This is a genomic window from Mesorhizobium sp. ANAO-SY3R2, from assembly GCF_042466635.1.
In the GTDB taxonomy this organism is placed as follows: domain Bacteria; phylum Pseudomonadota; class Alphaproteobacteria; order Rhizobiales; family Rhizobiaceae; genus Aminobacter.
The window spans coordinates 739,795-760,778 of record NZ_CP159955.1; the positions used below are offsets into that span (position 1 = coordinate 739,795).

The window sequence follows — 20,984 nt, forward strand, 5'->3', positions numbered from 1 at the left end:
GGAGGCGATGCGCCAGCGGGCAAGAAAACGAAAGGCCGGCGCGGCGGAGCGACCGGGAGGAACGATATGGCCGATCCCCAGAACCAGCACACACTGCTGCTCGACGTCATCACCATCGGCCGCGCGTCGGTCGACCTCTATGGTCAGCAGACCGGCTCGCGGCTGGAGGATGTCGCGTCCTTCGCCAAGTCGGTCGGCGGCTGCCCGGCCAACATTGCCATCGGCACAGCGCGGCTCGGGCTGCGCTCGGCCCTTTTGACGCGCGTCGGCGACGAGCATATGGGCCGCTATATTCGGGAGCAGATGCTGCGCGAGGGCGTGTCCGACCAGGGCCTCGTGACCGACAGCGAGCGGCTGACGGCGCTGGTGCTCTTGTCGGTCGAGAACGACAAGACGTTCCCGCTGATCTTCTACCGCGAGAACTGCGCCGACATGGCGCTTTGCGAAGACGACGTCGACCCGGATTTCATCCGCTCGGCGCGCGCCATCGTCGTTACCGGCACGCATTTCTCGCGGCCGACCACCGATGCCGCCCAGCGCAAGGCGATGCGGCTGATCAAGGAGGCCGGCGGCAAGGTGGTGTTCGACATCGACTACCGGCCGAACCTCTGGGGCCTTGCTGGGCACGCGGCGGGCGAAAGCCGCTACATCGCCTCGGATGCCGTCTCCAATCATCTCAGGAGCGTGCTCGCCGATTGCGACCTGATCGTCGGCACCGAGGAAGAGGTGATGATCGCTTCGGGCGAAGGCGAACTGCTCGCCGCGCTGAAGACGATCCGCGCGCTGTCGTCGGCCACCATCGTGCTCAAGCGCGGACCCATGGGCTGCATCGTCTATGACGGGCCGATTTCAGACGACCTTGAGGCCGGCATCGTCGGCAAGGGTTTTCCGATCGAGGTCTACAATGTGCTGGGTGCGGGCGACGCCTTCATGTCGGGTTTCTTGCGCGGGTGGCTTGGGGGCGAAACGCTCCAGACATCAGCGACCTGGGCCAATGCCTGCGGTGCCTTTGCGGTGTCGCGGCTCCTGTGCTCGCCTGAGATCCCCACCTTCGAGGAATTGCAGTTCTTCCTCAACAACGGCAGCAAGCATCGCGCGCTGCGCAAGGACGAGGCGATCAACCACGTCCACTGGGCGACGACGCGCCGCCGCGACATACCCTTGATGATGACGCTGGCCTGCGACCATCGCCTCCAGTTCGAGGACATTGCAACCCGCACAGGCGCAGATCCGGCGCGCATCCGCGACTTCAAGGTGCTGGCGGTAAAGGCTGCGGCCAAGGTCGCTGGTGGCCGCGACGGCTACGGTATGTTGATCGACGAGAAGCATGGCCGCGAGGCGATGTTCGAGTTTGCCCGCCATCCCTTCTCGTGGATGGGGCGGCCGGTGGAGCTGCCGGGCTCGCGGCCGCTGCGCTTCGAGTTCTCGCAGGACCTCGGCTCGCAGCTCGTTGAATGGCCGGTCGACCATTGCATCAAGTGCCTGTGCTTCTACCACCCTGACGATCCGGCCGAACTCAAGGCCGAGCAGCAGCAGAAGTTGCGGACGCTATTCGAGGCCGCGCGGAAAGTTGGCAGGGAATTGCTCATTGAGATCATCGCCGGCAAGCATGGCAAGCTCGGCGAGGACACCATCGCCCGCGCGCTGGAGGAACTCTACGCGCTTGGCATCAAGCCCGACTGGTGGAAGCTGGAGCCGCAGGCTTCCGCCGCGGCGTGGCAGAACATCGAGAGGGTCATCAACGCCAACGATCCCTATTGCCGCGGGGTGGTGCTGCTCGGGCTCGAGGCGCCGCTGGCCGATCTCGAAGTGGCCTTCGCCGCCACTGCCGACGCGCCGGTGGTCAAGGGCTTTGCCGTGGGTCGCAGCATCTTTGCCCATGCGGCGGAACAGTGGCTGGCCGGCCGGATGACCGACCAGGCTGCGGTCGACGACATGGCCCAGCGTTTCGAACAGCTGACCAAGGCGTGGCTTGCCGCGCGGGACCGTCGGGCGGCATAGTAAAGGCGGAGGATTTCATCATGACCAAGACCATTCGCCTGACCATGGCGCAGGCGCTGACGCGGTATCTTGCGCGCCAGATGACGACCATCGACGGCGAGAAGCTGCCGCTGTTTGGCGGTGTGTGGGCGATCTTCGGCCACGGCAACGTCGCCGGGCTCGGCGAGGCGCTGTATCAGGTCCGTGACGAGCTGCCGACCTATCGCGCGCACAACGAGCAGGCGATGGCGCATGCGGCGATCGCTTACGCCAAGACCAATTTCCGCCGCCGCATGATGGCGGCGACGACCTCCATCGGTCCGGGCGCGGTCAACATGGTGACGGCGGCAGCGCTCGCCCATGTCAACCGGCTGCCGGTGCTGCTCCTGCCGGGCGACGTCTTTGCCAATCGCCTGCCCGATCCGGTGCTGCAGCAGGTTGAGGATTTTGGTGACGGCACGGTTTCAGCTAATGACTGCTTCCGTCCGGTGTCGCGCTATTTCGATCGCATCACCCGGCCTGAGCAGATCATTCCGGCGATGGCACGCGCCATGCAGGTGCTGACCGATCCGGCCGAATGCGGGCCGGTGACGCTGTCGCTATGCCAGGACGTGCAGGCCGAGGCCTATGACTATCCCGAGAGCTTCTTTGCCGAGCGGGTCTGGACGCCGCGCCGGTCACTCCCCGACCGCGACGAGCTTGCCGCTGCGGCCGAGGCGCTGAAGGCGGCGAAGAAGCCGCTGATCGTTGCCGGAGGCGGCGTGCTCTATTCCGGCGCCTCGGAGGAGCTTGCCCGTTTCGTGGAAGCGACCGGTATTCCGGTCTGCGAGACGCAGGGTGGAAAATCCTCGCTGACCGACGAGCACGCGCTCAACATGGCGGCGGTCGGCGTGACCGGCACCTCGGCGGCAAACCGCCTGGCCGAGGAGGCCGACGTTGTGCTGGCGGTCGGCACGCGGCTGCAGGATTTCACCACCGGCTCCTGGGCGCTGTTCAAGAACACTGGGAAGACCATCATCGGCCTTAATGTCCAGCTGTTCGATGCCGCCAAGCACCGTGCGCTGCCGCTGGTTGCCGATGCGCGCGAAGGGCTGGCCGAGCTTTCAGCTGCGGTGAAGGGCTACAAGGCACCGGCGTCGTGGATCGAGAACGCGAAGGCCGGCAAGGCCGAGTGGCGCAAGGCGGCGGCCAAGGTCACGGCGGCGACCAATGTGGCGCTGCCGTCGGATGCGCAGGTGATCGGCGCGGTGCAGCGTGCGCTTGGCTCTGACATCATCGTGCTGCATGCGGCCGGCGGCTTGCCCGGCGAGATGCACAAGCTGTGGCAGGCAGGCGCGCCCGGTTCCTACCATTCCGAATACGGCTTCTCCTGCATGGGCTATGAGATCGCAGGCGGCCTGGGCGCCAAGATGGCGCGGCCCGACAAGGAGGTCGTCATCATGATCGGCGACGGCTCTTACCTGATGCTCAATTCAGAGATCGCCACCTCGGTGATGCTCGGGCTGAAGCTGACCATCGTGTTGCTCGACAACAGGGGCTACGGCTGCATCAACCGGCTGCAGATGGCGACCGGCGGGGCCAACTTCAACAACCTTTTGCGCGATGCGCGCCATGAGGTGCTGCCCGAGATCGATTTCGTGGCCCATGCCAGAAGCCTCGGCGCCAACGCCGAAAAGGCGTCGTCCATCGCCGACCTCGAAGCAGCGCTCGGCCGTGCCCGCGACAGCGACCGCACCACTGTCGTGCTGATTGATACCGATCCGCTGGTCTCGACCGGCGAGGGCGGGCACTGGTGGGACGTGGCCGTGCCCGAGGTAAGCGCGCGCGCCGAGGTCAACGCCGCCCGCAGGGGCTACGAGGAAAAGCTGAAGCTGCAGCGCGTGGGCGACTAGGCGATTTGCCCTCCCCGCCGGGGAGATGAAAACGGATACCGGAGAGAGAAAAAGTGAAAGCCAAACTGGGCATGTCCCCCATTGCATGGTGGAATGACGACCTTGCGGAACTGAGCGATGACGTGTCGCTGGAAGAGTGCCTGCGCCAGTCGCGCTCGGCGGGTTTCACCGGCATGGAGCAAGGCCGCCGTTTTCCCAGCACGCCGGAGGAGATGCTGCCGATCCTGAAGGAGGCCGACGTCACGCTGTGCGGCGGCTGGTTCTCGGGCACGCTGGTCAACGAGGACCTGGCCGCGAACAAGGACCGCATCCAGCCGATGATCGAGCTGTTCAAGGCGGTCGACGCGCCCTGCATCGTCTATGGCGAAGTCGGCCGCTCGATCCAGGGCGATCGCTCGAAGCCGCTCGCCACGAAGGCGGTTCTGTCCGACGATGAGATGAAGGTCTATGCCCGCAAGGTGACCGAGTTCGGCGAATGGTGCGCCGGGCAGGGCATGCCGCTCTCCTACCACCACCACATGGCGGCGGTGGTGCAGTTCGAGCACGAACTCGACGCCTTCATGCGGCATTCGGGTGAGGGCATTCCGCTGTTGCTCGATGCCGGCCATCTCGCCTTCGCCGGTGGCGACGTGCTGCGCGCCATCGACAATCATCACAAGCGCATCAACCATGTGCATGTGAAGGACGTGCGCATGGAGGTCATCAAGTCACTCGACTGGACCAGACAGTCCTTCCTCGATGCCGTAGCGCTCGGCGCCTTCACCGTGCCGGGTGACGGTTCGTTGGATTTCGGCGCGATCGTGCGGAAATTTGCCGACTACGGCTATGAGGGCTGGTTCGTCGTCGAGGCCGAGCAGGATCCGAGGAAGAACCCGCCGCTCAAGATGGCCCAGGTCGGCTACGCGGAGTTGATGCGGGTAATGACGGCTGCCGGTTACACGGTCGAAACGCAAGGCTTCCCTCGTGCTTGACCCCGAAGTTCGGAAGTGCATTTCGGAATGGTCCATGTATCGTTTGGAAGTATTGCGGCGTCACTACATATCCAATTGCGCGCGCGGTGCTGCAATGCTTGAGCCCGATGTTGGAGCAGGATACGATAAAGAATGGTTCACCGGTGAGGTAATGTCCAATTGATCCAGGACCAGAACCATCCGTTCTTCCGGCCGCTGTGGCGGCGTATCGTTCTTGTCGCTTTTTGTGCGGCATGGTCGGTGTTCGAGTTCGCTACCGGCTCGCCTTTCTGGGGCACGCTGGCGGGCGGCATGGCGGCGCTTGGCGCCTGGCAATTTCTGATAGCTTACAAACCGGGCAGCGACGCTGCCGCCGACAAGGAGTGAGTCCCATGTCGAAATTTCTGATCAAGCCGAAGCACGGTACCGGCAGGGTGACCCACATCACGCCCGAAATCGCCGGCTGGACCTATGTCGGCTTCGACCTGCACCGGTTCGAGCCGGGGGACACTTATGGCGACTGGTCGAACGACCGCGAGACCTGCATCGTGCTGGTCAGCGGCAAGGCGCATGTACGCGTCGACGATCAGGACCTTGGCTTGCTGGGCGAGCGCATGTCGCCCTTCGAGGGCAAGCCGTGGTCGGTCTATCTTCCTGCCGGCTCCGAATGGTCGATCAGGGCGGAGAGCGATGTCGAACTCGCCGTCTGCTCGGCGCCGGGCCGCGCGGGCACCTATGAACCGCGCGTCATCGGACCCGACGACGTCAAGCAGGAGATCCGCGGCAAGGGCACCAATACGCGCTACGTGACCAACATCCTGCCGGAGAGCGAGCCTGCGGATTCACTGCTGGTCGTCGAGGTGATCACGCCGGGCGGCCACACCTCGAGCTATCCACCGCACAAGCACGACGAGGACAACCTGCCTTTCGAATCCCAGCTCGAGGAGACTTACTACCATCGCATCAAGCCGCCGCAGGGCTTTGCCTTCCAGCGCGTCTACACCGAGTTCAACGATGCCGGCCATCGCGAGATCGACGAGGCCATGGCGGTTGAGGACGGAGACGTCACACTGGTGCCGAAGGGCTACCACCCATGTGCTGCCTGCCATGGCTACGACCTCTACTATCTCAACGTCATGGCGGGACCAAAGCGAACGTGGAAATTCCACAACGCCAAGGAGCATGAATGGCTGCTCCAGACCTAGGCCTTTGCATCAGGCGGGATCGCCTCGGCGGCAAATAGAGGCACTACCCAGGGTTGATTGGTCTGTGTTATCTACTGGCACGTTGACGACCATTCGGCAGAACATGCACATTGATTTGGCAAATCTCGACCGGGCGCTCGATCGGACGCTGGAAGCGGCAATCGATCCGTCACTTTGGCCAGACATTCTCGATCGCGTCGCCGAGGCCACCGGGGCTTTCGGCGTCAACATCGTGCCTGTGACTGGCAGATTTCCTGGCGGGTTGATTTCCACTGACAGCCTGAAGCCCGCTATCGAAGCTTATTTCGATGGCGGCTGGGACAAGAATGAATGGCGCAACAGGGGATTCCCGATCCTGGCCAAACGCGGGACCGTGCTCGAACAGCACTATACGACTCGGGATGATTTCAAGAAGCAGGAATACTATCGCGCGCAATCTCGCTACGGCTTGGGCCGCACATGCATCGTAGGATTTTCACCTGGCGATGACCTGCTTTGCTTCGTGCTGCATCGGAAACTCGTCGACGATCCCTACGGCGCCGAACACGAGAGCCTCTTTGCCATGATGCGCGACCGATTGATGGTGTCCGCATCAATGATGAGAAATCTGTCTGCGCGAACCGTCGACGGCATGGTTGAGGCTTTCGATATCGCAAATATCGGAGCCATCTTCTTCGATAGATTTGGCAAGGTCACCTCGGTAAACGCCAAAGCCAGAAAGTGTCTTGGCCCCCACCTCCAGGTGACACGTGGGGAGTTATGCCTGAACGCAAGCGCCGAAACTGCGCGGGTTCGCAGGCGCATGAAGTCGATTCTTACGGAGCAGTGGCTGGATCCCAAGCAGCACGAACAGATCGTGGTCGAGCGCCCGGCGATGAAACCACTTCTGCTAAGGATCCAGCGCCTTGGGGGTGATCTGCCGGATATTTTCGCCCATTCCGTAGGAGTGTGCCTGATCGAGGACCTGAACCCTCAATCGCTGCCGGCTCCTGCCATCTCCAAGGCACTTGGTCTGACCCCGATGGAAGCCACACTGGCAACGATGTTGGCGGAGGGCGTGTCCCTGCGCGATACGGCCACATTGAAGGCCATGAGCTATGAAACGGCGCGGACACATCTCAAGGCGATTTTCAGGAAGCTTGGCGTGAGAAGGCAGTCCGAACTTGTTGGGATTGTCAGCCGATTGAGAGCCTCGGAGCATTAGGTTTTGTGACAATGTATGGTGGCCGGATCCATCAGAATGCTGCCTGAACCCGGCGGAACGCCGGGTTCAGCTGCGGGTTCATCATGATGTAGCTCGGCTGGCCTCGCTGCCTCAGGCTCTGGAGCATTGCCTCGGCCTTCTGGCGCAGGTTGCCGACGCTCCGCACCTGCAAGCGTTCGCCGATCAGACCTGTCAGGATTTCGATGGCTTCGTCGACACGTTCGAGCGCGGCCAGGCTCTTGGCCAGAGCAAATCTGGTTGGCGCGAAGTCGGCTGCCAGCGCTTGTGCCTGTCGAAACGCATTGATCGCCCCGTCATGGCGCGACAGCGCCTGCAGTTCGCAACCGAGCCTGTGCCAGACCTTGAACGAAGCTGGGTCGATCGCAACAAGCGTCACCAGATGCTCGAGCGCCTCTCGATGATCGCCCTTGGCGGCGAGCAGTTGTCCAATGCCATACAGCGCGCGCGCATGCAGCGGGTCGCTTGCCAGGATCTGGCGGTATCCGTTTTCGGCCCGTGCCAATTGCCCCGCCTGATGGATTTTTGTCACTTCCAGGAACACGGTGTCGAGCGAGCGCGGATCGAGACGGTCGCCGACATTGCTGCCGTTCTTGGTATAGATCGCCGCGCAGTTCACCCGGCTTTCGGTGACGCCGAAGGCAAATTTGTAGGGTTCGTCGCCGCGCAGGAAGTCATAGGTCGCAAAGCCGTTCTCGATGGCGAGCTTGATGCAGTGACCATGCAGGATCAGGCCGACCGGGATCGAGCGCGCTTCCTCGTCGCGCCCGGCCATGAAGAACAGCAATGACTTCTTGACCGGGTCGACGAAGACAGCAAGTGCTCCCAGCGGTCGCTCGCCCTGCCACAATGTCGGCAGGAACAATGTGCCGGCCTTGAAGCTGTCGCGTAGCACGCGGCGATTGGTGCTCATGATGGCTTCCAGCCGGTCGCCCTTGCGCGCGCCCCATTTGATGCGCCACATCTCCAGCAGCGTTTCTATGTCGCGTTCATAGGTCGAGGCATCGGCGCGCGCGATGCGCAGTTCGCCTGAAGCGACCTTGCGCAGGAACCGCCGTAGCCTCTGGCGCGTGTTGGTGCCGAGCACGTCGTCGAGATAGGTGTCGAAGCTCTCGGGCAGCGTTGCGGCGAAACAGCGGCAATTGTCGACGTTGTCTGCGGAGTTGACGCGACTGAACTCGCTGAGTGCGAATATGTCCCGCGAGAACTGGCCGATGAAGGCGAAGATGCGCTCCCGCGACATACGAAGGTTTTCGAGATTGAGCCGCGACCATCCCATCTGGGCGACATGGCGGCCGAATGCCTGCAACGCCTTTTCGGCATGTTCCGGCGCGCAGATGGCGCCGGTGTAGTCGGCGGCATTGTTGCCGGCCATGTTGATCTCGTTGAAGAAAAGGCCCGTCTTGTTCATGCGGGTGCGCATGCGCAGCGGCAGGATGGCGACATAGGGCGCATCAGGTGTTCCAGGGCGCGCGGCGAGCACGAACCAGGTGCCTTTGTAATGCCGCATGTAGGGAACCAGCCAGTTCCAGGAGACGAACAATTGAGCCTCCGGATCGACCTCGTAGAGGCGGTCCCAGTCGGCGTGCAACTTCTCCAGTTCGTCGATTTCGGTAATTACATCGACCTGCATCTGCGCCCCCATCCCGATCGATGACATGTTGTGCTCCCTTCAACGCTCCATGAACGCTCGCGACATGCTGTCGGCAATCGGTTTGGTCAGATATCTGAAGAAGGTGCGCTCCTCGGTCTGCACGAGCACCTCGGCGGGCATGCCGGGCGTCGGCGTGAAGCCATGGACGCGGGCGATCTCGCTTGGCGGAAGGCTGACGCGCGCCAGGTAGATTTCGCGCGGCATCGGACCCGAGGTATCCGGAAGCGCGTCGGCGGATACGTAGATCACCTGACCGTCGAGCACCGGCGTGGTGCGCCGGTTGAGCGCAGTGAGCCGCACGGTCGCCTTTTGGCCGACGCGCACATTGTCGATGTCGATGCGTGAAATCTGGGTTTCGATCACCAGAGGGACGTCGGAAGGCAGGATTTCGACGATCGGCTTGCCGCTTTCGATGACGCCGCCTGATGTGTGGTAGTACATGCGCACGATGGTGCCGGCCACGGGTGCATTGATCGTCACGCGGTTGAGCACGCTCTTGGCCTGGCGAAGCTGCTCGCGAATGGTGTCGAGATCGCCTTCGAGATTCTGAAGCTGCTCGAGCGCGGTCTGCTTGTAGGCATCCTCGGTTTGCCTGATCTGTTGGTCGAGCTTGATGATCTCGGCGCCGATTTCGGCGATCTGGGCCACCAGTCGGCCGATCTGGCCATCCGCGTCGGCCATTGCGCGCTGAATCGCCTTGAGTTCGGTTCCCCGCAGCAGGCCCTTGTCGAGCAGAACCTTCTTGCCCTTGTACTCTTCCTGCATCAGCACAAGTTGCCGTTTGACGGCATCATGCTGCTGCTTGTAGCCGTCGGCGCGATAACGGAAGGCCGAGATGTTCTGTTGAAGCAGGCCGATCTCGCTCTGCAGCTTGCCGCGCGCCGCGTCGAACGTCAGTTGCTGGCCATCGACAATGGGCTTGATTTCCGGGTCGCTGAGGTTGTCGGCCACGTTCTTGGGGAAGGATATCTCAGATGCCTGCGCCACCTCGGCATTGAGCCGCGCGGCGATGGCGTCGAGGCGGACCTGACGCAGGAACAACTGGCGTTCATTGGCTTGCGCTGCTGTTTCGTCGAGCCGGACCAGCGGCTGGTCGACCTGGACGTGGTCGCCCTCGGCGACCAGAAGTTCCTTGATGATGCCGCCTTCCAGATGCTGGACGATCTTGTTCTGGCCCGACGCCACGAACGAGCCCTGGGCGATGATCGCCGCGGCTAGCGGAGCGGTGAAGGCCCAGGTGCCGAAGCCGCCGAAGGTCGCCAGGATCAGCAGCAGGCCGACCTTGGTCTGCTTGCCGATCGAGCGCGGCACTTCGGAGAACCACTCGATGTCATGGACCTTTGCGACGTCGCTCATGGGATTGACCGCCTATGGAATCTGGTGGCCGAAGGAACCGCCTTCGATGCTCAGCCCGCGTTGGGCGAGCGCTTGCAGCACGTCTTGCCGCATGCCGAACAGGGCCACCGTGCCGTTGACGAGCAACAGGATCTTGTCGACGTTGTGCAGCAGCGCCGGCCGCTGGGTGATGGTGATGACGGTGATCTTGTGCTCCTTGGCGTGATTGAGCGCGCGCGCCAGGGCGACGTCGCCGGCGGCATCGAGGTTGGAGTTGGGCTCGTCGAGCACCACCATGCGCGGATTGCCAAAGAAGGCGCGGGCGAGCGCGATGCGCTGCTTTTGTCCACCCGACAGCGGGGCGCCGTCGGCGGCGACAAAAGTCTCGTAGCCGTGCGGCAGGTTGGCGATCATCTCATGCACGTCGGCAAGCTGAGCAGCCTGGAAGATGTCGGCGTCGGTGGCGTCCTCCCGCATGCGGGCGATGTTGGCCTTGATCGAGGCGGGGAACAGCTGCACGTCCTGCGGCAAGTAGCCGATGTTCTCGCCGAATTGGCGCTGGTCCCAGTTGCGCAGGTCCATCAGATCGAGGCGCACATTGCCTGAGGTCGGCAGGATCGAGCCGACGAGCATCTTGCCGAGGGTGGTCTTGCCGGCGCCGGAATTGCCGATGACGGCGAGCGAATCCCCTGGGGAAAGCGAGAATGTGATGCCGTTGAGCACGACGCGCTTGGTGCCCTGCGGCACGTAGAGCAGGCGTTCGACGTCGAGGCGGCCTTCGGGACGCGGCAGGTTGAGGCGCTCGAAATTGAGCGGCGAGTTCTGCAGCAGGCTGGCGATGCGGCCATAGGCGGCGCGCGACTGCACGACCTGGTTCCAGCCTTCGATGGCGCCCTCGATGGGGCCGAGCGCGCGGCTGGCGATGATCGACGCCGCAATGACCATGCCGCCGCTGAGGTGGCCGTCGAGCGCCAGATGCGCGCCCCAGCCGAGCATGGCGATCTGCGTCAGCAGGCGGGTGGCCTTGGAGGTTGAGGCGAAGGCGATGTTGCGGTCTTGGGCTATGACCTGGGCGCGCAGCGAATTCGCCGTGTCCTTGCCCCAGATGCGCACGGCCTCGGGGATCATGGCCAGCGCATTGATGATTTGTGAATTTCGCGACATCGAGTCGAGATGCAGGTTGGCCCTGCTCTGATGGGTATTGGCTTCGCTGAACGGCCCTTCGGTGGAGCGCTGGTTGATGATGGTAATGACCAGGAGGATCAGCGACGTGGCGACGACAATGAAGCCGAGGTGCGGGTGGACTAGGAACACCGCGAGCACGAACAGCGGGGCCAACGGCGCATCCAGAAGGGTCAGAAGCGTGCCCGAGACCAGGAAGGAACGCAGTTGCTGGAGATCGCCGAGCGTCTGGTATTCTCGGCCGTTGCCGTGCAGGGCCGCGCGGGCCGCAGCACTCAGGATCGGGGCGCCGAGCTGGGCTGCCACCTCCACTGCGGTTCGCATAAGGATGAAGCGGCGGATGGCGTCGAAGACGGTCTGCAGGATCACGGCGCCGACGATGACGATGGTCAGCATGATCAGCGTGTCGACGGAGCGGCTGGTGAGCACGCGGTCGGAGATCTGGAACAGATAGAGCGGGATCGCCAGAACCAGCACGTTGCTGGCCAGTGTGAACAGCATCACTATGGCCAGGTTCCGCCGGACCACGCTGAGGCCGGTCTTGAGCGAGGCGGAGAAGTCGACGGGCCCGAGGCGCTTGTGGAAGACGCCGCCGCCACCACCACCGCCTCGACCGCCGTCGATGTCGCCGCCGGTCGGGTCGTTGGCGCCGGGTAGGTTCTCCTTGGCCTTGATCGGGCCGCTGTCGGCGTCGATCACCTTGGCGACCGGCGCCGCCGTGTTCTTCATTTCGGGTTCTGCCGGTTCTTGCGGTTCGGCTATGCGCAATCCCGGGGTGGGCGGTTCCGGTGGGACAATGTCTGGCGCGGCCGTGCGGGCCGGTTCAAGCGGCGCGGTTTGTGCCTGTGCTGGAACCTCTGGCCGTGGCACCGAATTGGGAGCCTCCGGAGCTGTGCGCTGGGCTGGTTGGGCCTGCGCACTCGGAACAGCCCCGGCGGGGGCAGACGCTGGGGGGCGTTGAGCCGGGGTGTTCCGCTCCGGAGGCATCGCCGGCCGCTCGACGGGGGTCAGTCGTACCGGCGAATATCGCATGTCTGGTGCGGGCGTGCGGGCTGGTTCAGGCGGCGCGGCTTGCGCCTGTGCCGGAACCTCGACCCGTGGCGCCGAATAAGGAGCCTCCGGAGCTGTGTGCTGGGCTGGTTGGGCCTGCACACTCGGAACAGTCCCGGCGGGGGCAGACGCTGGGGGGCGTTGAGCCGGGGTGTTCCGCTCCGGAGGCATCGCCGGCCGCTCGACGGGGGTCAGTCGTGCCGGCGAATATCGCATGTCCGGCGCGGCAGCGCCGGTGACATGTGAAGGGAGCTGATGGTTGGCGTCCGGCGAGGGACGCGGGCTCGCCGGTGTGGTTGCAGCGGCCTCGCGCAACTTGACGGCAATGTCGTTGATATAGCGCTCGAGCCGGTCCAGCGCCTGCTCATGGGAGGCGACCGCGTTCGACAGCCTTGGCTCCGGCGGCTGCACTGCAGTTGGCTGCCGCGTGTCGGCCGGGCGTGGGCGCACAGGCGACCTGTCCTGGCTGTCGTCGTTTTCCGGGATGTCCTGGAACCCGCCCCAGCCATGATCTCGGTCATCGGTCATTACCCACTCCTTCTGACGGGCTTAGCCCAGCATGTGCTGCATGACGTCAGCCGAGCCTGAATCGGCGGGCTGCGGTGCGATGTGGTCTTGATGGGACGCGCCGGCGTCCGTGCCGGTGCTATCGGTGAGAAAGGCCACCGCCTCGTTGACGAGAATGTTGGGGTTCTGGGTCCCGAGATCCGGCGCGCTCGAAATGAGGTTGGCCTGGATCAGCACCTCGTCGGAGTAGCTTTCACCTCCGACATAGGTCTTGGTTGCCGTGTCGACGTCGACGATGGTGGCAAAGTTGACGAGCTGGTTGGCCCCTGTTGTCACGGTCCAATCGGCGTTCGGATTGGCCAGCACCTCGTTCATGGCCAGCGCCACCTGGTCGCTGTCGCCCACGATGGTGGTCTGATTGACGTATTGCAGATTGTAGATGTCGCCGGAGATATAGAGGACGCGCAGCAAGCCCGTGCCGGCGAAGGCCGGATCTTCGAGGATCGAGTGCGGCAAATCCTTGTTGCCGGCGGCAAGATTGCTGCCTGCCTTGGCGTAGCCTTCGGGCAGTGGCCCGGTGATCCCGCCGCCGACCTCAATGATGGCGGCCTGGTTCCACAGCAGGTTCCCGGCAGTCGATACCGACCCTTCTCCTGTGGTCTCGAAACCCGAGACGGCGCCGATCGTGTCGTTGTCCAGCAGCAGGTTGAGCTGCTGGATGATGTTGGCGTCGTAGACGTTTCCGCCGACGATGATGAGGTCGTAATATTTCCCGATCTCGGTCAGGTCGATGCTGTTGTAGGCGGTGTTGTTGCCTGTCGAGACGACCGACTGCACACCGGAAGAGGAGGCGATGCAGACATCGTTGTCCATCATGAAGGCGTACTGGTTGATCCAGTTCATGATGACGAGGTCGCCGGTGATCTCGGTGACCACGTAATTCGATGGAAAGCCGGTTGGGCCCTCCGCGGGCGTGACGCCGGCCGACGGGTCGATGTGCTTGAAGGACGCGATGTTGAAGCTCTGGTCGGCATTGCCGGGATCAAAGGGCCAGCCGCCCAGGGCCGCGCCTATGCTGTCGACATCGCAGATGCCGTTGATCTGGACGATGGCATTGAGCGAGATGTGATTGCCCATGACGGCCATCACATCCGCCGACGCCCATTCGTTGACCACCACGGCATTGTTGATGACCGTGTTGCCGCCGGTCGACAACTCGACGCGCGGGGCTATCGAACCATCGCCCCAGCCGTCCATAAAGTCGCTCGATGTCGGCGGCGTGCTGATGTCGAGCGGACCGTCCGGTCCGGGCTGGTCGTTGCTGTGGTCCTTCAGGAGTTCGACATGATCCTCGAGCTTGGGCGTGTCGGCTTCGTCGATCAACTGGCCATTGAGATATGTACCCTCGAGCGTCGTACCCTTGACGGAGAAGATGTCGGCATCGGTGTGGTCGTCGGGGTTGAAGCCGTCGAGCCTTTCGGCGGCCGTGGTCACGAAGGCGGCCATGTCTTCAGTTGTGCCGGGCAATGCCAGGTCGTCGATCGGCGACAGGTCCGCCGCCGCCTGCTGCATGTCGGTGAGCGGACTGTTGTCCGCCGGTGGCGGGGTGAATTTCAGCCCGCTGCCGCCGAAGCCGACATAATCGTTGTCGGACAGGTGTGTTTCCTGGTTGATGATGACGGCAAGCGATCCCGGCGGCTCTATCTTGGGCAGGGCGACGCCGTTCGCAATGTGCGTCGAGTTATAGGCATGATGGGCCGAACCATGCAGCAATGGTTCGCGGGGAACTGGTATGTCGGTCGGCGCCAGATGGACGTTTGACGCTGCCATAGCCTTTGCCATCGCCGGCCCCTGGCCGGCATAGGCCACGTCAGGGTCGAAATCGTCGAGCTTGTGGACGGCGTCCAGCTGGGTGGCGACGCTCGCATGGTCGGGCAACTGCTCGCTGGGTGTCTGCGTCGCCCTGAATTCTTCGTAGGCCTGTTTGAGCCGCGCCTCCTCGCCTGCCATCTCGAACAAGCCGATGAAATGCGCCATCGCCTCGCTGATCTTGTCCAGGTACACGGCAGTCATTGCAGTGGCCTCCACCCGGATTTCAGACGCGGTGCAGCCGCAAAGGCGCTCCACCCGCCGAGGATGGACCGCGCGGGACGAACCCGCGCAGTCCGGTTCTTGTGCCCCTGCCCGACAGGGGCACCATGGCTAGAGCGAGTTGTGGTCGCTGGCGTCGTCACCCGCCAGCGTGTGATTGTAGTCGCCCCCCACCACAGTCATGTCGACCGTGTTGCCTTGCAGGTTTGCGCCCATCACGATCTGCTGGTTGAAGGCGCTTGTGTCGATGATGCCATCGGCGCTGGCATGGCTGGAGCCGGTGACGTAGCCGTCATCGCCGTTCTGCGAGCCCCACATGCCGGCGTCGCCGCCTGCGCCGCCTGCGCCGCCGGTGGCAATGCCGCCCGCGCCGCCCAAGGCACCTGCTCCGCCGAATGCGGTACCGCCCGTGGCGTCACCGCCGATGCCGCCGCCGGCCCAGGCGCCGCTGAGGGCATCGCCGCCGTCGCCGCCCCAGGCCAAGGCATTGCCGCCATTGCTCGCGCCGCCGGTCGCATCGCCATTGGTCGCATTGCCGCCGAGACCCTGGCCGCCGAAGCCGCCGTCACCGCCGGCGCCAGTTCCACTGCCGTTACCGGTGCCGACACCGCCAGTGCCGTTGCCGTCGCCGCCGGTCGAGTTTGCCGCGCCGGTCGCTGCATTGGCGGCACCCGATGTCGCGCCAACGCCGCCGGTCGCGCCGCTGCCGCCACCCGCGCCGCCGGTACCGGTGGCCGCGCCGCCGTCGCCGTCACCGTCTGCGGCACCGCCGACACCGAGGTTGAGGATCGGCAAGATCGGCACGAATGCATCGATCCCGTCGCCCCCTGTACTTTCCACGTCGCCGCCGTTGGTGTTGCCATTGTTGCCGCCTGAGCCGCCAGCGCCACTATTGCCGCTAGAGGCGCCGACGTCGCCGCTGCTGGCTCCGGCTCCGCCGCTGCTGGCGCCAGAATCGCCGCCCACGCCGACGCCCAGGCCGAGCCCCAGGCCAAGTCCGAGACCCAGACCGAGGCCGTTACCGCCGGCGGCGCCATTGCCGCCGTCACCCTTGCCGCCGTCGGCATCGTTCTTGCCGTCGCCGCCGGTGCTGTCACCGGCGTCTGCCTTGGTGTAGCTCTTGGCGTCGCCGCCCAGCGCAGCACTCAGTGCAAGCCCGCCGTCGCCATCGCCGCCGTCGGCCTTGCCGCCGTGGGCACCGCCGCCATCGCCGCCGTTGCCGCCGTCAGCCTTGGCGTTGCCGCCGCCGCCGCCGCCGCCGCCCGCGCTGATGCCGTCGCCGGCCTTGGAGAAGCCGCCCTTGGCATCCAGATCCTGCGAGAAGATGCCGGAGTTCGTGAGGTTCGCATTATCCAGCGTGTCGTCGTCCGACATGTTGGCGACCTGGTTGGTGACATAGGCCGCGCTGCTGGACCCGTTCAGGGCGCCGTTGAGCAGGTTGTTGAAGGAGACATCGATACCGGGGTCATAGTTTATGTCGCCACTCGCGGTGTACAAGACGTCGCCTACCGTGCCGCTGACGTCGTGGATTTCAACGTAGCCAAGAGGGTCGCCGGACGTCGGCGCCGGGTCGGGGACATTGACGGTGACATCGACGGATTGTTGTTGTTGCTGTTGTTGTTGTTGGTTTTGCGTGTCCCCATCGTCGCCGTCGTTTTTGTGTTCGCCGTCCGGCTTGTCACCGTTCCGTGGGTCGTGCTGGTTCCCGCGGTCATCATCCTTGTCGGGATTGGGCTTGTTCGCTGTCTCGTTCTTGTCGCCAGCGCTGGTATCCTTGTCTTTGGCCCCTACGCCGCTCTTCTGCGCATTGCTTTGGGATTTGTCCTGGTCGTCACTGCCGGAATCGGCACGACCACCGGGAAGCTGCAGGCCAAATGCATTGAGATTGCTGTTACGGTCAGCCATCGTCTTGTCCTCGGTGCTGCCGCTGCTGCCGGACCGTCTTCATCTCTCACACGGCCTTGGGCATACGCGGCGTGTCTATTTTCGACTTCAAGGATTTCGGCGTCTGGGGGACTGGCAACCGGCGATCCGGTATGGTTTCCGGTGACCACATCTCCCCGGTTCACGGGGAGGCTTGGGGCAGCATCTTCACAATGTCGTGATGTTCCGGCCTTCCGAAAATGGCCGTGCCCACGACATGTCTCAATGCTGAAAATCCCACGTTCTGCCCGCGAAACTCGCAAAGTCTGTGGCGGTGCCCGGGAAATTGTAAGCTGACAGTTAGCGCTAGTCTTTTTGGGTGACACGTCAAATAAAGGGTTCTGACGCTCCAGTTGTTCGCGTCAGTCAATCGAGATATCTATTAACTCTTGATTTTGATCTACAATTTCTTCCGGTTTGGGGTGGCGATGCCGTGTGGCGCTTGCTGTCATCGGGTAAAGCAATGACTTTCGGGCCTTCGAAACTCCAAAGGCGCATGGGTCGGGCGAGCTAGCTCTGTCGACAATGGTGGGATCTGGACGGACTACCGTCATGCGAAGAATAGATCGTCTTGCTTATACCGAAGCGTTAACAAATGGTATATTATCTGTTCATAATGTTCGACGGTTCACGGTAAGCAGGAATCCTGTGTAATTGCGAAAATTTGGGGGGAGGGCATCATGTATCGGGTGGCAATTCCCAGCGCGCGCCGCGCGCCCGGAGCCGGTGGTTCCGCGACGAAGTCATGCAAGACACTGCTGATCGTTGCTCCGACCGATTTCGTTTCGGAGAGTTTGGTTTGCGCGATCGAACGCGAGTTTGCGTGGATTTCGGTCCAACAGGTTGCCACGTTGGCGGATGCCTGCGTGGGCTTCGATTGTCCGGTGTCGCTCATCCTGCTCGATGCGGCCCAATTGTCTGACGTGGCTGGACATTCGGTGCGGCTTGCGCATCTGCATCCGGGCGCGCAGATCATGCTCATCCAGGAAGACGGACGACACGAGGTTTCGATCCGCGACGTGGTGACGGCCCGCAATGTTCGCGGCGTGCTGCCTATGAACCTGAAGCTGGACGTCTGGCTGTCGGTGGTTCGCCTGGTGTTGCGGGGCGGTGAGTATTTTCCCCTGTCGCTGTTCGAACCGATGATTGCGCGCCAGCCGACGGAGGCAGCCACGGGCATCGGCGACGGCTCCCCCCATACCGGGCGGCATGCAGGTGAGGCGGACGACCTCGATGACCTGACCGACCGCGAGCTGCAAATCCTGGGCATGGTGGCGCGTGGGTTGCAGAACAAGCTCATTGCCGCGGCGCTGGGTCTGTCCGAGCACACGGTGAAGATCCACCTGCACAACATCATCAGCAAGCTGGGCGCCCACAACCGCACCGAAGCCGCGGCCATCTATCATGAGCGGCGCGATATGCTGGGTGGGCGTGGCGCGGCATCGGCGCTGCGCGCTCAGCCCTTGGCATAAGCGCCAGATGCCTCGCTTCCAGGAGGTGCTGCTCGTTGTCGGCCAGCTCAACTACAGTTGGACCAACACTGAAAGCCTGCTGATCTATCTGATTGCCGGCCTTGCCAAGGTCGACAAGGAAACGGCGATCATCATCTTCCTGACGCTGAACACCACACGGGCGCGGCTCGATCTGGTCGAACGCCTGGCCAAGATGACGACGACGTCGCCGGACTGCCGCGAGGCGGTGCTGTCGGTGGCCGGCCAACTCACGCACCAGGGCAAGCTGCGAAACAAATACAGCCATTGCATCTATTCCTTCGACGAGACCGGGACGCGCGCCAGTACCCAACTGATGCGGATCTTCGACAGCAAGGATGCCGTCCGCTACGGCAAGCACGAAGAACTGGACGACGACGAGATGCATCGCATCAACGCCTCGATCGAAGCAATCAGGGACATCAACCGGCAGATCTGGAAGATCGTTGAGGATCATGCGTTTCCGCATTGATCGTGTATTCGATAAGGGCTCGCCCGCAACGATCCTTCGGCTTCCAACGGAGGTCGAAATATCCGCGAGCGCTTCCTGCCTGAGCGGGCAGGAGCCAAAGGTCCTGCCGATCTGATATGGCCCCGGCAAGGCCCACGGGCTGACCGGCAGAGCTACTTCGACACCGCCCAGTAGCGGTCGTCGGAGAAGGTCGTGCCCGTCACCAGGCCCTTGATGCTGGCGTTGGTTGCGACCTTGCGCACTTCCTGGAACATCAGGATGAACGGCGAGGTGTCGGTGTGCGCCTTTTGGATCGCTTCATACATTGCCTTGCGCTTGTCCGTATCCTGCTCGCGAACGGCTGCCATGGCGGCTGGCGAAAGGGGGCCCGCCTTCCAGCCGAAGCGGTCGGCAAGGCTGTCCGAGCCGTCGGGCGCGTCCTGCTTGTTGACGGCGAAGGCCTTGGCGTTGGAATGCGGGTCGGGATAGTCCGGGCCCCAGAGGCCGAGCCAGATGTCGAGGTCATGATTGCGGTAGCGGTCGAGCCATTCGCGGCCGTCGACGAACTGGAGATTAAGGTTGATGCCAGCGGTCGCCATGGTCGTCTTGATGGCGTTGGCGACGTCGATGTAGGGCTGCGTGTCCCACACTACCATGTCAAGCGAAAAATCGCCGCTGATACCGCCTTCCTTAAGCAGCGCCTGCGCCTTGTCGAGGTCGAATTCATACGGCTTGTAGGAGATGGCGCCGAGAAAGCCGTCGGGAAGCAGCGTCTGGTGTACCTCCATGGCGCCGCGCGAGACGGTTTTGGCGATGCCCTGGTAGTCGATCAGGTACTTCATCGCCTGGACCACCCTGGGGTTAGCCAGGTACTGGTTTCGCACATTGAGGCCCAGATAGTAGATGTTGCCCGAGCGGCCGTTGATGACGGAAAAGTCGGGATTTGCTGCGATCACGTCGAAATCGTCGGGCCGGAGGCGGTTTGCAATATCGATTTCGCCGGTCTCCAGCATGGAACGCTGGGCCGAGCTTTCAGCGACGTGGCGGATCAAGATGTGCTCGAGATTGGGCGCCGGGCCCCAGTAGTTGCCGTTGCGCTCGAGCTGGATAGATTGCCCGGGCCGCCATTCGCCCAGTGTAAACGGGCCCGAGCCGGCGGAGTTGCTGGCCTTCAACCAGCCATTGCCATAGTCGCCGCTGACCTCATGTGCCTTGACGACCTTGCTGTCGACAATGGCGCCAATATAGGAAGACAGGCAGTAGAACAGGAAGCTAGGCGCATAGGTGTCGGCAATCTCGATCACCAGCGTCTGGTCGTCGAGGGCCCTGATGCGGTCGTCGACATTCTCCGGCGAAAAGCCGAACTGGCCGATGATGAAGGCCGAGCGCGATCTCAAGTGAACCACCCGCCGCAGCGAAAATTCGGCGTCCCAGGCGGTCACCGGATTGCCCGAGGCGAAACGGGCGCGCGGATTCATCTTGAAGGTGAAGGTTTTGCCGTCGGGCGAGACGGTCCAGCTTTCGGCCAGCAATCCCTTGATCTTGGTGGGGTCGTCGATGTCGAAGCTGACCAGCGACTGATAGATCTGGCTGCTGGCGAGAACACCGCCGACCTCGCCGACTTCGCCCGGGTCGAGCGTCAGCACATCGTCGATCGCGTCGGCAACGACCAGCGTGTCCCGGGGTGGGGCGGCCAGCGCCGAAGAGACGGCAAGAGCCGCGCCGAGCATTGCGGCGGCCAAGGCCTTGGGCAAACGCATGTCTTTACTTCCTCGATACTCTTGGCCGGCGCTCGCCGCCCTTCAATGCGGTTTGCTCCGCCCCCCGCATGCCCGGGAGAAAATCATCCCAATGGGTCTTTTGTGAAGAGCCAATATCGTTTTGTCGTTACGGGAAGTGGGCTTTCTTGTGGAATGAAATTCCATCAGATGCTGTTCTTTGCGAATGGCTTTCCCTGGTGCGTTCGAAAATGGGAGCTGCTTGCCGTGCCCGGCCGCATGCACGCGGCTATAACTGCTCTCGAAGCTTGTTTTTGGAATCCTATTTCAGGAG

14 protein-coding genes are annotated in these 20,984 nt (G+C 63.2%); 8 read left to right on the plus strand and 6 right to left on the minus strand.

Annotated features, from left to right (window positions below; genetic code table 11):
- Nucleotides 1–66: 66 nt before the first annotated feature.
- From iolC to ABSY17_RS08360, 6 genes are all read left to right on the plus strand, one after another.
- Nucleotides 67–2,001: a 5-dehydro-2-deoxygluconokinase gene (gene iolC, locus ABSY17_RS08335; RefSeq protein ID WP_378949145.1), complete on the plus strand. Its 1,935-nt coding sequence runs from the start codon at nt 67–69 to the stop codon at nt 1,999–2,001.
- Nucleotides 2,002–2,021: 20 nt separating this feature from the next.
- Nucleotides 2,022–3,872, plus strand: a complete 1,851-nt coding sequence (gene iolD, locus ABSY17_RS08340) for a 3D-(3,5/4)-trihydroxycyclohexane-1,2-dione acylhydrolase (decyclizing) (protein ID WP_378949148.1) — start codon at nt 2,022–2,024, stop codon at nt 3,870–3,872.
- Nucleotides 3,873–3,925: 53 nt separating this feature from the next.
- Nucleotides 3,926–4,843, plus strand: a complete 918-nt coding sequence (gene iolE / locus ABSY17_RS08345; protein ID WP_378949151.1) for a myo-inosose-2 dehydratase — start codon at nt 3,926–3,928, stop codon at nt 4,841–4,843.
- 162 nt (nt 4,844–5,005) lie between these two features.
- Nucleotides 5,006–5,209, plus strand: coding sequence for a DUF3329 domain-containing protein (locus tag ABSY17_RS08350; protein WP_378952515.1), 204 nt, complete (start codon nt 5,006–5,008; stop codon nt 5,207–5,209).
- A 5-nt stretch (nt 5,210–5,214) separates the two neighbouring features.
- A complete protein-coding gene (gene iolB / locus ABSY17_RS08355) occupies nt 5,215–6,027 on the plus strand; it encodes a 5-deoxy-glucuronate isomerase (protein ID WP_378949154.1) in 813 nt (270 codons plus the stop codon).
- A gap of 103 nt (nt 6,028–6,130) precedes the next feature.
- Complete coding sequence (locus ABSY17_RS08360) at nt 6,131–7,231, plus strand: helix-turn-helix transcriptional regulator (protein WP_378949157.1); 1,101 nt, start codon at nt 6,131–6,133, stop codon at nt 7,229–7,231.
- 31 nt (nt 7,232–7,262) lie between these two features.
- Here the strand turns inward: ABSY17_RS08360 and ABSY17_RS08365 are convergent, their stop codons facing one another.
- From ABSY17_RS08365 to ABSY17_RS08385, 5 genes are all read right to left on the minus strand, one after another.
- Nucleotides 7,263–8,909: a GNAT family N-acetyltransferase gene (locus ABSY17_RS08365; RefSeq protein WP_378949160.1), complete on the minus strand. Its 1,647-nt coding sequence runs from the start codon at nt 8,907–8,909 to the stop codon at nt 7,263–7,265.
- Between the two features lie 12 nt (nt 8,910–8,921).
- The gene (locus ABSY17_RS08370) at nt 8,922–10,259 is read right to left on the minus strand and encodes an HlyD family type I secretion periplasmic adaptor subunit (protein WP_378949163.1); all 1,338 of its coding nucleotides are present in this window, start codon (nt 10,257–10,259) and stop codon (nt 8,922–8,924) included.
- Nucleotides 10,260–10,271: 12 nt separating this feature from the next.
- The gene (locus ABSY17_RS08375) at nt 10,272–12,452 is read right to left on the minus strand and encodes a type I secretion system permease/ATPase (RefSeq protein ID WP_378952518.1); all 2,181 of its coding nucleotides are present in this window, start codon (nt 12,450–12,452) and stop codon (nt 10,272–10,274) included.
- Nucleotides 12,453–13,019: 567 nt separating this feature from the next.
- Nucleotides 13,020–15,050: a type I secretion protein gene (locus ABSY17_RS08380; protein WP_378949165.1), complete on the minus strand. Its 2,031-nt coding sequence runs from the start codon at nt 15,048–15,050 to the stop codon at nt 13,020–13,022.
- Nucleotides 15,051–15,179: 129 nt separating this feature from the next.
- On the minus strand, nt 15,180–16,973 hold the full coding sequence (locus ABSY17_RS08385; protein WP_378949168.1) for a hypothetical protein: 1,794 nt from the start codon (nt 16,971–16,973) through the stop codon (nt 15,180–15,182).
- A gap of 698 nt (nt 16,974–17,671) precedes the next feature.
- Here ABSY17_RS08385 and ABSY17_RS08390 point away from each other — a divergent pair.
- Entirely contained in the window at nt 17,672–18,463 is a 792-nt protein-coding gene (locus ABSY17_RS08390) for a LuxR C-terminal-related transcriptional regulator (protein ID WP_378949171.1), read from the plus strand.
- A 7-nt stretch (nt 18,464–18,470) separates the two neighbouring features.
- Nucleotides 18,471–18,953, plus strand: coding sequence for a hypothetical protein (locus ABSY17_RS08395; protein ID WP_378949174.1), 483 nt, complete (start codon nt 18,471–18,473; stop codon nt 18,951–18,953).
- Nucleotides 18,954–19,105: 152 nt separating this feature from the next.
- Here the strand turns inward: ABSY17_RS08395 and ABSY17_RS08400 are convergent, their stop codons facing one another.
- On the minus strand, nt 19,106–20,692 hold the full coding sequence (locus tag ABSY17_RS08400; protein ID WP_378949177.1) for an ABC transporter substrate-binding protein: 1,587 nt from the start codon (nt 20,690–20,692) through the stop codon (nt 19,106–19,108).
- Nucleotides 20,693–20,984: the final 292 nt, after the last annotated feature.

Bases quoted from the DNA above. Each gene is read 5' to 3' on its own strand.
- iolC (WP_378949145.1), top strand. From the start codon at position 67: ATGGCCGATCCCCAGAACCAGCACACACTGCTGCTCGACGTCATCACC.
- iolD (WP_378949148.1), top strand. From the start codon at position 2,022: ATGACCAAGACCATTCGCCTGACCATGGCGCAGGCGCTGACGCGGTAT.
- iolB (WP_378949154.1), top strand. From the start codon at position 5,215: ATGTCGAAATTTCTGATCAAGCCGAAGCACGGTACCGGCAGGGTGACC.
- ABSY17_RS08360 (WP_378949157.1), top strand. From the start codon at position 6,131: ATGCACATTGATTTGGCAAATCTCGACCGGGCGCTCGATCGGACGCTG.
- ABSY17_RS08365 (WP_378949160.1), bottom strand. From the start codon at position 8,909: ATGTCATCGATCGGGATGGGGGCGCAGATGCAGGTCGATGTAATTACC.
- ABSY17_RS08370 (WP_378949163.1), bottom strand. From the start codon at position 10,259: ATGAGCGACGTCGCAAAGGTCCATGACATCGAGTGGTTCTCCGAAGTG.
- ABSY17_RS08375 (WP_378952518.1), bottom strand. From the start codon at position 12,452: ATGCGATATTCGCCGGTACGACTGACCCCCGTCGAGCGGCCGGCGATG.
- ABSY17_RS08380 (WP_378949165.1), bottom strand. From the start codon at position 15,050: ATGACTGCCGTGTACCTGGACAAGATCAGCGAGGCGATGGCGCATTTC.
- ABSY17_RS08385 (WP_378949168.1), bottom strand. From the start codon at position 16,973: ATGGCTGACCGTAACAGCAATCTCAATGCATTTGGCCTGCAGCTTCCC.
- ABSY17_RS08390 (WP_378949171.1), top strand. From the start codon at position 17,672: ATGTATCGGGTGGCAATTCCCAGCGCGCGCCGCGCGCCCGGAGCCGGT.
- ABSY17_RS08395 (WP_378949174.1), top strand. From the start codon at position 18,471: ATGCCTCGCTTCCAGGAGGTGCTGCTCGTTGTCGGCCAGCTCAACTAC.
- ABSY17_RS08400 (WP_378949177.1), bottom strand. From the start codon at position 20,692: ATGCGTTTGCCCAAGGCCTTGGCCGCCGCAATGCTCGGCGCGGCTCTT.